Source organism: Flavobacterium psychroterrae, assembly GCF_018380615.1.
Lineage (GTDB): Bacteria > Bacteroidota > Bacteroidia > Flavobacteriales > Flavobacteriaceae > Flavobacterium > Flavobacterium psychroterrae.
Window position 1 is genome coordinate 267548 of record NZ_JAGYVZ010000003.1, and the last position, 13955, is coordinate 281502.

The following is a 13955-nucleotide window of genomic DNA, read 5'->3' on the forward strand; positions in this document are numbered from 1 at the left end:
AGCCAACAATCCAAATGAAAAATGTTCTTGTTATTTATTATTCCCAATCAGGACAATTAGAAGAGATTGCGCGAAACATTGCAAAGCCTTTCCTGAATTCAGAAGAAATAAATGTAACGTTTCACGAAATAAAATTAGAAAACCCTTTTCCTTTTCCCTGGGATAAAGATTCTTTTTTCGGCGCTTTCCCGGAATCTTTTCTGCAAATTCCAAGAGAATTAAAACCTGTTTCTGAAGCAATTTTAAATACAAAATTTGACTTGGTTTTATTTCATTATCAGGTTTGGTATTTGTCGCCATCGATTCCTATAAATTCATTTTTGAAAAGTAATGATGCTAAAAAAATATTAAACGATACGCCAGTTATTACCATTAGCGGTTCTCGCAATATGTGGATTATGGCGCAGGAAAAAATCAAAAATTTATTAAAAGACGCAAATGCAAAATTGGTAGGAAATGTTGCTTTAGTAGATCGCGTTGGAAATTTAATCAGCGTAATCACGATTGTAGAATGGATGTTCTCCGGAGTTAAGAAAAAATATTTGGGAATTTTTCCGTTACCGGGAGTTTCTGACAAAGATATTCAGGAGTCGGATAAGTTTGGAGAAGTAATGTTTTCGGCATTAAAAGACAATAATCTGAACGATTTACAGCCAAAATTACTTGCTATTGGAGCAGTAAAAATTAGCCCATATTTAGTTACGGTTGACAGAACCGCAAATAAAATTTTCAATAAATGGTCAAATTTGATTTATAAACATCAAAAAAACAGAAAACAGCTTCTTAAAGTATTTAATGTTTATTTATTCCTCGCGATATGGTTAATCTCACCAATAGTATATATATTGCACCTTATTACCTACCCGTTTAAGTTAAAAACCATAAAAAAAGAAACTCGATATTATCAAGGAGTTTAGAAGACGAAATTAGATTATGTTTGAAGTATATATTACCAGAGCCGCAAAGTATTTGCCAAATGAAGCTGTTTCTAATGACGAAATGGAAGAGTATTTAGGACTCATAAATGATGCTGCTTCTAAAGCAAGACGCATTATTTTGCGCAATAATAAAATTACAAGCCGTTATTACGCCATTGACAAAACCGGAAAAAGCACGCATAATAATGCTGAGTTAACCCATAATGCAATTGCTCAATTATTTGATGAAAACTTTACAGCACAGGATTTAGAAGTACTTTCATGCGGAACCTCAACTCCAGATGTTTTTCTGCCTTCGCATGCCGCGATGGTTCATGGTTTGTTAAAAAATAAATCGGTAGAATTAAATTCATCCACCGGAGTTTGCTGTGCCGGAATGAATTCATTAAAATTTGGTTTCCTTTCGATAAAGTCAGGAAATTCTCAAAATGCAATTTGCACAGGATCAGAAAAAGTTTCATCATGGTTAAATGCCCAAATGTACAATCATGAAGCAGCAAATTTAAAAAGCCTTGAAGAGCAGCCAATTATTGCCTTCAAAAAAGATTTTTTACGCTGGATGTTATCTGACGGCGCAGGAGCTTTTTTATTAGAAAATAAACCAAGCGGTGCTATTTCTTTAAAAATCGAATGGATGGAAGCTTTTTCATATGCTTATGAATTAGAAACCTGCATGTACGCCGGTGGGGACAAACAAGAAAATGGCGAAATAAAATCATGGAGCGATTATCCTCCAGAACAATGGTTAAACGAATCCGTTTTTGCAATTAAACAAGATGTAAAATTACTGGATGAATTTATACTTTCTAAAGGAGCTGAAAGTATGAGCGATGCCATGTCTAAAAATAATATTAGTTCAGATCAGGTCGATTATTTTATTCCTCACGTTTCTTCAAACTTTTTTGTCGAAGGATTAAAGAAAGGATTAACTGAAAAAGGAATTGGAATGGCAGATGAAAAATGGTTCATGAATCTTTCAAGAGTTGGAAATGTAGGTTCGGCCTCTATTTACCTAGCTGTTGAAGAATTGATGAATTCAGGAAATTTAAAAAAAGGAGATCGTATTCTTTTATCAGTTCCTGAAAGTGGAAGATTTTCTTTTGCATATGCGTATTTAACCGTTTGCTAATGGAAACGACTTTACTTTTAGAAAAAGAAGCTGTCGAAAATTTACTGCCGCAAAAGTTTCCTTTTGTTATGGTAGATAAAATGTATTCGTTTACCGAAACTTCATTGGTTTCAGGTTTTAAAATTAAAAACGATAATATATTTTTTGACAATGATACTTTTCTGGAAGCAGGTTTAATCGAACATATGGCACAATCTGTTGCGTTACACACAGGTTATCAATTTTTTCTGAAAAACGAAATAGCTCCAACTGGCTACATAGGTTCTATCAAGGAAATTGTGATTAAAAGATTGCCAAAAATTAACGATACAATTCAATCAACGGTAACTATTTTACAAGAGTTTGCCGGAATTACGCTAGTTGATATTGTAACAACTTTGAACAACGAAGAAATTGCAAACGGACAAATGAAAACTGTTTTAGCAAAATGATTACAACAATGAAAACCGGAGTTGATATACAAAATTACTTACCGCACCGAGCGCCAATGCTTATGGTGGATTTAATTTTGGATATAGATGCAAACTTTGTAGAAACCACCTTTTTGATAAAAAAGGATAACATTTTTATCGACAACAACATTTTTATCGAAGCGGGTTTAATCGAAAACACAGCACAAACATGTTCGTCTATTGTAGGTAAAAAATATTTTTTTGAAGAAGACGGAACAGAAAACGAAAACATAAATGTATTGGGTTTCATCAGTGCAATAAAAAACCTTAAAATACATTTGCTTCCAAAAGTAGGCGATACGATTATTACCAAAGCTACTTTGGTTTCAAAATTCGAAGGTGACGATTATACTTTGTGTACCATGCGCTGCGAAAGTATATGGGGACATAAATTACTATTAGAATGCGAAATTAATTTGTTCATTCAAAAGATAGTTTCGGTGTAAATGAATGCTAAAAAAATCGTTTTGCATTTATTAATCCGAATTGGGATTTTAGTTCTTCTGGTCGGATCTGTTTTTTTACTTTGGTATCTTACCGTCGATCGTCATAAACATAGTCAAGGAGACGATCACAAACATTTTGATACTGGTTTAGGATTCTTTATTATGGAATTTATGGCAATCCAGGCATTTTGTTTGGGAATGTTGATAGAAATGATTTATTTATTTGTGAAGAAAAAACAAAATTTAGGATTCACAAATCTGGGGTTTTTAATAATTAGTTTATGTATCGCATTAGCCTTATGTATCTAATAAATTAATAATGAAATGGAAAAAGAAAAAGTACCACAAGACAAGAGCAACTTAACAAAAAACAACGTAAAAGAACTTTTGTATGCTACAGATGAAAACGGAGAATATACTACAACCTTAAGTACCGGCTGGGAACCTAAAAGTATTGCACTATCCAATTCAATAGACGAAATAAACGAACGAATTGCTGAAGCAAAAATGCAAGTCGAAATTGGCGAAGTAAGCCCGATTTGTTATTATATGGAACGCTCTAAAATGGATCTTACTATTTTAGCAAGTTATGTTGGCATGTGGAAATGGCGCGTAAAAAGACATTTTAAACCAACTGTTTTTGCCAAATTAAATGATTCTATTCTAAAAAAATATGCCGACGCTTTTGAAATTTCAATCGCCGAATTAAAAAATATTAAAACAGACTAATGCAAATCAATTTTACACATCATCAATCTGCTCATTGTGAGAACGGAGTAGCTTCGAATTTGTTAAAAAACAACGGACTGAACATCAGCGAACCGATGGTTTTTGGTATTGGTTCTGGACTTTTTTTCGTGTATTTGCCTTTTATAAAAGTAAATCACGCACCCGCAATTAGCTATAGAACTTTGCCGGGACAAATTTTCAATAAACTGGCAAGCCGTTTAAATTTAAAAATAAAAAGACAAAAATTCTCTTCTACAGTAAATGCAAACAAAGCATTAGACGAAAATTTAAAAAACAATATTCCAACCGGATTACAAGTTGGCGTTTATCATTTGAGTTATTTTCCAGATGAATATCGCTTTCATTTTAATGCACACAATTTAGTTGTTTATGGAAAAACCGAAACCGATTATTTAGTCAGCGATCCTGTTATGGAAACGGTTACGACTTTAACACATGACGAATTAGACAAAGTACGTTTTGCCAAAGGTGCTTTTGCGCCAAGAGGACAAATGTATTATCCAATTCAAATTCCGGAAAATGTTGACTTGAAAAGTGCCATCATAAAAGGAATCAAAAATACTTGTCGCGATATGTTGGCGCCAATGCCAATTATTGGTGTACGCGGAATAAAATTTGTTTCCAGACAAATTCGTAAATGGCCTATAAAACACGGCGCCAAAAAAGCCAATCATTACTTGGCGCAAATGGTTCGTATGCAGGAAGAAATTGGAACCGGCGGCGGCGGATTTAGATTTATTTATGCGGCATTTTTACAAGAAGCTTCGGTAATTTTAAATAATGAAGAATTAAAAACGCTTTCTAAAGAAATGACATTAATTGGAGATTCATGGCGTAATTTTGCTGTTGAAGCTTCAAGAATTTACAAAAACCGAAGTGCCAAAGATGATGCTTACAATGCCATTGCCGATGAACTTTTGGACATTGCCAATAGAGAAGAAATCTTTTTCAAAAAACTAAAAAAAGCGATTAGCTAATATATCTTGCAAACGATTATAAAAATAGAATCCCTTTCGAAAAAGTACAAAGATGCAGATATGTATTCTTTGAACGACGTTTCGCTGGATATCAACGAAGGTCAGATTTTTGGATTATTGGGTCCAAATGGTGCCGGAAAAACAACATTAATTTCCATGCTATGCGGATTGATCAAACCAACCTCAGGGCATTTTACAATTGATGAGCTGAACTACACCAATCATTCTTCAAAAATCAAAAAAATCATTGGCGTTGTTCCTCAGGAATATGCCTTGTACCCTACTTTGACCGCAAGAGAAAATTTACATTATTTTGGAAGTATGTACGGTTTAAAAGGCGCTTACTTAAAAGATAAAGTCGTTGAAACTTTAGATCTTTTGGGTTTACTAAAATTCGCTGATAAACGCATCGAAACTTTTTCAGGCGGAATGAAACGCAGAGTCAATTTGATTGCCGGAATTCTGCACAATCCTAAAGTTTTATTTTTAGATGAACCAACCGTTGGTGTTGACGTTCAATCGAAAAATGCCATTATAGATTATTTGAAAGTTCTCAACAAAAACGGAACTACGATTATATATACGTCACATCATTTGGCTGAAGCTGAAGATTTTTGTACCCATATTGCCATTTTGGACCGAGGTAGAATTTACGCCCAGGGAACGCCATCAAGTCTAATTAACTCTACAGATGAAGCACAAAATCTCGAAGAAGTTTTTATTTCATTAACCGGTAAAGATTTTAGAGATGGTATATAAAATTTGGATGTCAGTCGTAAAAGAATTTTTGCTGCTTAAACGAGATTTAGGCGGATTAATAATTCTATTTATCATGCCGCTGGTATTGGTCATCACGGTAACTTTAATTCAGGACAGTACTTTTAAAACTATCAGTGATAATAAAATTCCGATTTTATTGGTTGATAATGACAACGGTTCTGTATCTAAAGCGGTGTTTGATAATCTTGAAAAAAGCAATTTGTTTAGTGTTGTTACGCAAATCGACAATAAAACAATTACCGAAGAAGTCGCTAAAGAAGCCGTTTATAAAGGGAAATTTCAGTTGGCGATTATAATTCCGAAAAATCTAAGTATTGATTTACAAACCAAAATCGATCAGAATGTCGAGAACATTATCAGTAAAATGGGATTAACAGAAACTGATACAACTGCTCAGACAGGAAAAACTAAAGTAATCAAGGAAAAAGAGGTGAAACTGTATTTTGACCCAGCGGTTCAAATGAGTTTCAAAAATGCCGTGATGAATTCGATTGATAAAATGATTTCTCAAATCGAAACCAAATCAATTTACACTACTTTTCAAAATCAATTGGGAGAAGGAACTGTTGAATTCGATCAAAAGAGTTTCATTACTTTCAAAGAAATAATTCCAAGAATTAACAACAAAGAAGTACGTCCAAATTCGGTACAGCATAATGTTCCAGCGTGGACACTTTTTGCGATATTTTTTATCGTGATTCCGTTATCTATTAATATTGTTAAAGAAAAATCACAAGGAACATTCGTTCGCTTATTGACCAATCCGGTTTCTAATTTAGTCGTGATTATCGGGAAAACGATTACCTACTCTGCCATTTGTATGATTCAGTTTTATATGATGGTTGCCGTGGCGGTATTTTTATTTCCGCATATTGGTTTGCCTTCCTTAAACATCGAAGGACATTTGTTTTTAATGAGTGTCGTGGCTTTATTTTCAGGTTTTGCAGCCATTGGTTTCGGTATTTTATTAGGAACTGTTGCCAATACCCAAGAACAATCGGCTCCATTTGGCGCAACAAGTGTACTTATTCTGGCTGCCGTTGGCGGTGTTTGGGTGCCTGTTTTTGCAATGCCAACCATCATGCAATATATCGCTAAATCATCACCCATGAATTGGGGATTAGAAGCTTTTTACGATGTATTATTGCGTAACGTTTCTTTCCTTGAAATCATCCCAAAAATAAGTTTGTTATTTTTGTTCTTTATTATCACAACATCCATTGCCTTATTTTATGACAAAAAGAAAAGAACAGTATAACGAAGCCACTGACTTAACCGTTTCACATGAAATCAGAATTCGTTTTAACGAAACTGATCCGCTTGGAATCGTTTGGCATGGCAATTATATCACCTATTTTGAAGATGGACGAGAAGCGTTTGGCCGCCAACACGGACTTACCTATCTCGATATTGGGAACACAGGTTATACAACGCCAATTGTAAAATCAAAATGCGAACATAAATTGTCCCTACGTTATGGTGATGTCGTAACTATCGAAACGACTGTTGTAGATACTCCAGCGGCAAAAATGATTTATCGTTTTAGAATAATCGATGCAAAAGGCGAAGTTGCGTGCACTGGAGAAACTGTTCAGGTATTTTTAGACGGCGATGGAAATTTAATGCTGACGAATCCTCCTTTCTACGAAGAGTGGAAACGAAAAGTGGGATTGTTAAAGTAAAACACGAATTACACCAATTTTCACGAATTAAAATTTTAAAAAAATCCGCGTTAATTCGTTTAATCCGTAAAATCTGTGGGCCATTTTTCACCCATCAAAAAAGATAAAATGATAAGAGAAGTATATATCACCGAAACCAATTGCATCACACCCTTAGGATTTGATGTTGAATCGAACGTTGAGTCAATTCTTCGTGGTGATTCAGGTATTCAATTGCATAACGATATTTCTTTAATGCCAAATTCATTTTATGCTTCGATTATTAGTAATGAAAAAATAAACAGTGCTTTTGAAAAAATTAGCACTGAAACAAAATATTCGCGTTTAGAGAAAATGATGATTTTGGCTTTAGAGCCAACTATCAAAAATTCGGGAGTTGAATTAAATTCGAAAACTGCTTTTATACTTTCGACCACAAAAGGAAATATTACGGCTTTAAAAGACTATTCAGGCGACAATTTCAATAATGCATATTTAGATGTTTTAGCTCAAAATGTTGCCAATTTCTTCAAATTTCAAACACAACCTATTGTCGTTTCAAATGCTTGCGTTTCTGGAATTTTAGCCGTTTCAGTTGCTAAAAGAATGATTCAGTCCGAGCTTTATGATAACATTTTTGTTGTTGCCGGAGATGAAGTTTCAGAATTTGTTTTATCGGGTTTTAATTCTTTTCAGGCGATGAGCGAATTGCCTTGTAAACCCTATTCTAAAAACAGAACAGGTGTAAGTTTAGGAGAAGCTACAGCTGCTGTTTTACTTTCGGCGGAAGCCAAAAATGCTAAAATAAAAGTGATTGGAGACAGTTCGATAAACGATGCCAATCATATTTCAGGTCCGTCAAGAACAGGTGAAGGTTTGTTTAGAAGTATTCAAAATGCTTTGAAAGAAGCTCAAATTGATCCTGATAAACTTGATTTTATTTCAGCGCACGGAACCGCAACGCCATTCAACGACGAAATGGAAGCGATTGCATTAAATCGTTTAGGCTTACAAAACGTTCCCATAAATAGTTTAAAAGGATTTTACGGTCATACCTTAGGCGCCTCGGGATTACTGGAAACGGTAATTGCGATAGAATCAGTAAACCAAAACATGCTTTTTGAATCGAAAGGTTTTGATGAAATTGGCGTAAGCGAATCTATAAATGTTATTGAGAAAAACGAAGAAAGAAATATTGATTATTTTTTGAAGACAGCTTCAGGATTTGGAGGTTGTAATACGGCTGTGGTTTTTGAAAAGATGAAACACTAATTACACAAATTTTCACGGATTAAGATATGATAAAGTTTGAACTGTCGGAAAATCCGAACAGTTCAAATGAAAAAACCCAACTTGTAAGTAAATCTTACAAGTTCAATGTATCTAAAAGCAATAAATGAAATTATCTCAAGTCATATTTATAGTTCTTGTCCTACTTTCATCTTTTGGATGTAAAAAGGAGAAAATTGACGAACTACAATTTGAAAAAGATGTCTTAAATAATGTCTTTGTTGAAATTGTAGATTCTATTTATATGGATAGAAGAATTATTTTTCCCCCACCAACACCAAGGATTGATTTTAAAACTAATAAAGAAGATACTATTGGATTTAATAAAGAATTAAAAGAATATTGGCGTAATCGAGACAGCATCAAAAATGATAAAACAAGAATTTTAATTGGTGTTTATGATGATGTAACAAAAATCAGTCCTTTTGAAACTGAAATGATTATCAAAAAACTTGATATTTCTGAATATACCTATGATATTTCAAAAGGAACAGACGAATACAAATTTGATTTAAAAGCTTTTGAAAATAATAAAAAGTTTAACTTTCAAAAAGCATCAAAATATCCTCATGAAAAAGATTGGAATTTAAATGATGTAAGCAATGTCCTCTTTCCCGTTGGAACTATTTGGGTATCAAGAATTCAGTTTAATAAAACAAAAAAGAGAGGAATTTTAGCTGCTGGCGCTTCTTGTGGTGGCGGAAAATGTGGAAGAGGATTTGTAATTATAATTGAAAAGAAATCCGGAAAATTGAAAATTGAAAAAGTTATTCGTACTTGGGTTTCTTAAATTGAATCAAAATAGATTAAAAATGAGAAGTTTAAAAAACCTAAATGTTAAAAAAAGTATAGAACAGAATAAATTATTTTATTCTGAAAGCTGGCTAGATAAATTTGGGTCATTCGTTTTTTATTTATTTTGTTTTTCTGGTTTTATTGGCCCTTTTTTAATTTTTTATGATCCTTATCGTGATCATTCAAGAACAGGATTTGAATATTATATGGTTTTTATTTTAAGCATTTTCTTTGTGTTTTCTTTTTATAGAAAAGCAACTGAAAAGAGACTTATAAAAATTGTAAGTAAACACGATGTCGAAGAAAACAAATTATTAATTAATGAATATTGTAAAAAAAAAGGCTTTGAAAAGTATAGAAATTCAAACAATGTTATAATTTACAACACAGAAATGACGTACAATTTTAATCCAAATTATAAAATAAGTAGAATTTTTCTTTTAAAAGAAAATATTATTTATTTCACAATTATAAGAGAAAACAAATTAAATACACCTGTTCTTTTTTCTCAAATAAGTTTAAAGAGAGATATTAAAAATCTCTGTTAAATTAAATAAATGACTCAAAAAACTCACATACAATCCTACATCACCATCCAAAACAACGAAATTGTTTTGAACGGAACTTCTGTATTCAAAATAGACTCAACAGATTTCAGCGATTTCTCGAAACAAGCCTATCGTAATTTTGACATTCAATACCCAAAGTTTTTCAAAATGGATGCTTTAAGCAAACTGGCTTTTTTAGGATCTGAATTACTTTTGAGCCCGATAACTTCAGATGAAAAAGAAAACAATATCGCGTTGGTTTTGGCTAATAAATCATCAAGTTTAGATACGGATGTTAAGTATCAGGAATCAATTTCCGACAAAGAAAACTACTTTCCGAGTCCGGCGGTTTTTGTGTATACGCTGCCAAATATTTGTTTAGGCGAAATAAGTATTCGTCATCAGCTTAAAAGTGAGAATTCTTTCTTTATATTTGATGCTTTCAATACTGAATTTCTGTTTAACTATTCAGGTATTCTGTTAAACACAAATAAAGCTGATACAGTCCTTTGTGGCTGGGTAGAATTTTTTAATGACAGTTATAAAGCTTTTCTTTGCACCATTAGCAAAGAAGAAAACACAAAATATAAAAACGAAAATATCAATACATTATATAATAAATAATCATGGAAGCATTAAAAGAAGAATTAAAAAACAAAATCATTACTACATTAAACCTTGAAGATATCACAATCGAAGACATTGCTGATAACGATCCTTTGTTTGGAGATGGTTTAGGTTTAGACTCCATTGATGCACTTGAATTAATTGTGATTTTAGATAAAGATTACGGAATTAAACTGGTTGACCCGAAAGAAGGAAAAACCATTTTCCAATCTATTGAAACTATGGCGGCTTATATTAGCGCTAACAGAACTAAATAGATTTTTAGATCGTTAGACTTCTTAGATTTTTAGATTTCTTAGATAAAAGAATATTCAAAAATCAATTTCAAAATAGTTTTTTAAAACTTTTACGAAGTAAAAAAGAATAGTCTAAAAATCCAACAATCCAACAATCTAAGAAGTCTAAGAAAGTCTAAAAATCTAAGCATGTCTAAAATGAAAGGTGTTGCAATAACGGGAATGGGAATTATCTCTTCGATTGGAAATTCAGTCGAAGAAAATTATATTTCGTTGATCGAAAATAAAATTGGCATTTCGCGTATTACAAATATTTCGACAATTCACGCAGATGTTATTAAAGTAGGAGAAATTAAAAAAACCAACGAAGAATTGGTTAGTGAATTGAACCTTACTGAAGATAACAACTTTTCGAGAACGGCGATGATTGGTACTTTGGCAGCGAAACAAGCTGTCGAAAATGCCGGAATTACATCGATAAACGAATTCAGAACCGGGCTTATTTCGGCTACAAGTGTAGGCGGAATGGACATGACTGAAAAACATTATTACGATTATTTCAAACATACTGAACTGGTAAAATATATTGCCTGCCATGACGGCGGCGATGTGGCTGAAAAAATTGCCGAAGAATTAGGTTTAAAAGGAATGGTTACGACTATTAGTACGGCTTGTTCGTCTGCAGCAAACTCGATTATGTTGGGTGCGAGATTGATCAAAACCGGAAAATTAGACCGAGTTATTGTTGGCGGAGCCGATGGTTTGGCAAAATTTACGATCAATGGATTTAAGACTTTGATGATTTTATCAGATGATTTCAACAAACCTTTTGACAACGAACGCAAAGGATTAAACCTGGGTGAAGCAGCGGCATATTTGGTTTTAGAATCGGATGAAATTGTAGCGAAACAAAACAAAAAAGTACTGGCTCGTGTTTCCGGTTACGGAAATGCAAATGACGCTTTTCATCAAACTGCTTCTTCAGAAAACGGAGATGGCGCTTATTTAGCCATGAAAAAAGCGTTTGAAGTTTCAGGTTTAAAACCTTCTCAAATCGACTATATCAACGTACACGGAACCGCAACTCCCAACAATGATTTATCTGAAGGAAGAGCTTTGTTGCGAATTTATCAGGATGAAAAAGTTCCGGATTTTAGTTCTACAAAACCTTTTACCGGACATACTTTGGCTGCAGCAGCAGCAATTGAAGCTGTTTACAGTGTTTTGTCGATTCAGAATAATGTGGTTTATCCCAATTTGAATTTCGAAAATCCAATGGAAGAATTCGATTTGCAACCACAAACTGCCGCAAAAAATAAAAACATTGAACACGTTTTATCCAACTCTTTTGGTTTTGGAGGAAATTGTTCCACCCTTATATTTTCAAAAAGTTAAAATGAAAAAAACATATATAAATGGAGTAGGCTGTATTTCGACTCAAAAAACATTTGATACTGTTTTTTTAGAAGAAGCAATTCCACACACAGACGAAACGGTCCTTACCGTAATTTCGCCTGTTTATAAAGACTACATTTCTCCCGCTGCCAGCAGAAGAATGGCAAAAGGCGTGAAAAACGGAATCGTAGCTTCGGCTTTAGCGTTGAAAGACGCAAATGTCGAAAACATTGATGCCATTATTACCGGAACAGGCTTGGGATGTATCGAAGATTCTGAAAAATTCCTGAAAAATATCCTGGATAATAACGAAGAATTTTTAACGCCAACTTCTTTTATTCAGTCAACACATAATACGGTTGGAGCTCAAATTGCTTTGACATTACAATGTAAAGGCTATAATTTTACGTATGTAAACGGAGTTGTCTCTTTTGAATCGGCGCTTTTAGATGCTAAAATGCAAATTGAAGAAGACGAAGCAAACTCTATTTTAGTGGGCGGAATTGATGAAACCGGAGATTATACCATCTCACTTTTTAAATTGGCAGGTCGCGTAAAAGACGAAAGTAATTTAACATCAAACATTTTAAATTCAAAAACTTCGGGCGCAATTTACGGAGAAGGGGCTAGTTTTTTTGTTTTGGAAAATGAAAAAAAAGAAAGTACGTATGCTGAAATTCTGGATGTTGCGATTATAAATACTTTAGATCCAAATGAAGTTGAAACTGAAATTGTTGCCTTTTTAAAAGCAAATAATTTACAAATTTCAAATATTGATGCTTTGATTTTAGGTTTTAACGGAAATGTAGATTCGGATATTTATTATAAAGATATTGCTAAAAATGCTTTCGCAGCAACACCTCAATTGTATTATAAACATTTAAGCGGCGAATATGATACAGCTTCGGCTTTTGCTTTATGGATGGCATCAAAAGTTATCAAAACTCAGGAAATTCCTGAAATCATTAAAGCAAATTCGGTTGAAAAACCAGTTTATAATACCATTTTATTGTACAATCAATTGAACGGAAAAAATCATAGTTTTACTTTGATCTCAAAATGATAACGCATAAAAACATTTCGTTATTCTTTATCTTTTTATTGCTATTACTCGTTCTTCTGAACTTTTATACAGCAATTAATTTATTATGGTTTATCGCAATTGTTTTGATTTGGTTAGGAATTAACGCTTTTGGTTCTGCCCAAATTTCTTCAAATTATCATGTAAAAGCTTTCTGCAATAATCCTTTAGAAACAGAGAAAAAAATTGCGATTACTTTTGATGACGGACCAAGTGAATTTACTTTAGAAGTTTTAGCATTATTAAAAAAATACGATGTAAAAGCGACTTTCTTTTGCATCGGAAAAAATATTGAAGCGCATCCTGAAATCCTAAAACAAATTATTTTAGAAGGTCATTTGGTTGGAAATCATTCATACAGTCATTCACCTTTTTTTGATTTTTATAATGCGAAAAAAATAAAAACCGAAATTCAGAAAACAGATGACCTTCTTGAAAAATTTACTTCAAAAAAAATAAACTTCTTTCGTCCGCCTTATGGTGTTACAACGCCTTCGATTAGGAGAGCTTTAAAAATAACCGGACATAAAGTTATTGGCTGGAATATTCGGTCGCTTGATGGCGGAACAAAAAATCAAAGTTTAATTTTCAATCGCATTATAAAACGTGTTTCTCCCGGCGGAATCGTACTTTTGCATGATACGGCATCACACTCAGTTTTGGTATTGGAACAGTTTTTGCAATTTTTACAGCAAAACAATTATGAAGTGATTTCGATTGAAGAGCTTTTGAGTCTTAATGCTTATGAAATTTGACGCGGATAAACTGATTCGCTAAAGCGAAGACGCGGATAAAAACGGATTTTTATCAAATGCTTAATTAAATAATAATCTGTGCAAATCATTTTATC

The 13955-nt window shown here is 33.1% G+C and carries 18 protein-coding genes; all 18 read left to right on the top strand.

The features are described 5' to 3' along the window. Nucleotides 1–14 precede the first annotated feature (14 nt). The 18 genes from KHA90_RS05060 (at nucleotide 15) to KHA90_RS05145 (ending at nucleotide 13860) form a co-directional block, all read left to right on the top strand. A complete protein-coding gene (locus KHA90_RS05060) occupies nucleotides 15–917 on the top strand; it encodes an NADPH-dependent FMN reductase family protein (protein ID WP_213296052.1) in 903 nt (300 codons plus the stop codon). 16 nt (nucleotides 918–933) lie between these two features. Then, entirely contained in the window at nucleotides 934–2067 is a 1134-nt protein-coding gene (locus KHA90_RS05065) for a beta-ketoacyl-ACP synthase III (RefSeq protein WP_213296055.1), read from the top strand. Further along, on the top strand, nucleotides 2067–2498 hold the full coding sequence (locus tag KHA90_RS05070; RefSeq protein WP_213296058.1) for a hypothetical protein: 432 nt from the start codon (nucleotides 2067–2069) through the stop codon (nucleotides 2496–2498). Before KHA90_RS05065 ends, KHA90_RS05070 begins: the two co-directional genes overlap by 1 nt. A gap of 8 nt (nucleotides 2499–2506) precedes the next feature. Then, a complete protein-coding gene (locus KHA90_RS05075) occupies nucleotides 2507–2965 on the top strand; it encodes an ABC transporter permease (RefSeq protein ID WP_213296060.1) in 459 nt (152 codons plus the stop codon). Beyond that, nucleotides 2966–3274, top strand: coding sequence for a hypothetical protein (locus KHA90_RS05080; RefSeq protein WP_213296062.1), 309 nt, complete (start codon nucleotides 2966–2968; stop codon nucleotides 3272–3274). A gap of 15 nt (nucleotides 3275–3289) precedes the next feature. After that, nucleotides 3290–3694, top strand: a complete 405-nt coding sequence (locus KHA90_RS05085; protein WP_213296064.1) for a hypothetical protein — start codon at nucleotides 3290–3292, stop codon at nucleotides 3692–3694. Further along, nucleotides 3694–4692 carry a BtrH N-terminal domain-containing protein gene (locus KHA90_RS05090; protein ID WP_213296066.1) on the top strand — a complete coding sequence of 333 codons (999 nt, stop codon included), beginning with the start codon at nucleotides 3694–3696 and terminating at the stop codon, nucleotides 4690–4692. Before KHA90_RS05085 ends, KHA90_RS05090 begins: the two co-directional genes overlap by 1 nt. 60 nt (nucleotides 4693–4752) lie before the next feature. Next, nucleotides 4753–5451, top strand: coding sequence for an ABC transporter ATP-binding protein (locus KHA90_RS05095; RefSeq protein WP_213296231.1), 699 nt, complete (start codon nucleotides 4753–4755; stop codon nucleotides 5449–5451). Next, nucleotides 5441–6730, top strand: a complete 1290-nt coding sequence (locus KHA90_RS05100; RefSeq protein ID WP_213296068.1) for an ABC transporter permease — start codon at nucleotides 5441–5443, stop codon at nucleotides 6728–6730. Before KHA90_RS05095 ends, KHA90_RS05100 begins: the two co-directional genes overlap by 11 nt. Next, on the top strand, nucleotides 6705–7154 hold the full coding sequence (locus tag KHA90_RS05105; protein WP_213296070.1) for an acyl-CoA thioesterase: 450 nt from the start codon (nucleotides 6705–6707) through the stop codon (nucleotides 7152–7154). The genes KHA90_RS05100 and KHA90_RS05105 overlap by 26 nt, the downstream gene beginning before the upstream one ends. A gap of 108 nt (nucleotides 7155–7262) precedes the next feature. Beyond that, nucleotides 7263–8405 carry a beta-ketoacyl-[acyl-carrier-protein] synthase family protein gene (locus KHA90_RS05110; protein WP_213296072.1) on the top strand — a complete coding sequence of 381 codons (1143 nt, stop codon included), beginning with the start codon at nucleotides 7263–7265 and terminating at the stop codon, nucleotides 8403–8405. A gap of 124 nt (nucleotides 8406–8529) precedes the next feature. Next, complete coding sequence (locus KHA90_RS05115) at nucleotides 8530–9213, top strand: hypothetical protein (protein ID WP_213296074.1); 684 nt, start codon at nucleotides 8530–8532, stop codon at nucleotides 9211–9213. 22 nt (nucleotides 9214–9235) lie between these two features. Further along, nucleotides 9236–9766 (top strand): hypothetical protein, encoded by a 531-nt coding sequence (locus KHA90_RS05120; protein ID WP_213296076.1) that lies wholly within the window; start codon nucleotides 9236–9238, stop codon nucleotides 9764–9766. Nucleotides 9767–9775: 9 nt separating this feature from the next. Then, complete coding sequence (locus tag KHA90_RS05125; RefSeq protein WP_213296077.1) at nucleotides 9776–10390, top strand: beta-ketoacyl-[acyl-carrier-protein] synthase family protein; 615 nt, start codon at nucleotides 9776–9778, stop codon at nucleotides 10388–10390. A gap of 2 nt (nucleotides 10391–10392) precedes the next feature. Continuing rightward, a complete protein-coding gene (locus KHA90_RS05130; RefSeq protein WP_012023174.1) occupies nucleotides 10393–10650 on the top strand; it encodes a phosphopantetheine-binding protein in 258 nt (85 codons plus the stop codon). A gap of 177 nt (nucleotides 10651–10827) precedes the next feature. Further along, nucleotides 10828–12024: a beta-ketoacyl-[acyl-carrier-protein] synthase family protein gene (locus tag KHA90_RS05135; protein WP_213296232.1), complete on the top strand. Its 1197-nt coding sequence runs from the start codon at nucleotides 10828–10830 to the stop codon at nucleotides 12022–12024. Nucleotide 12025: 1 nt separating this feature from the next. Further along, complete coding sequence (locus KHA90_RS05140) at nucleotides 12026–13087, top strand: beta-ketoacyl synthase N-terminal-like domain-containing protein (protein ID WP_213296078.1); 1062 nt, start codon at nucleotides 12026–12028, stop codon at nucleotides 13085–13087. Then, nucleotides 13084–13860: a polysaccharide deacetylase family protein gene (locus tag KHA90_RS05145; RefSeq protein ID WP_213296080.1), complete on the top strand. Its 777-nt coding sequence runs from the start codon at nucleotides 13084–13086 to the stop codon at nucleotides 13858–13860. Before KHA90_RS05140 ends, KHA90_RS05145 begins: the two co-directional genes overlap by 4 nt. Nucleotides 13861–13955 lie beyond the last annotated feature (95 nt).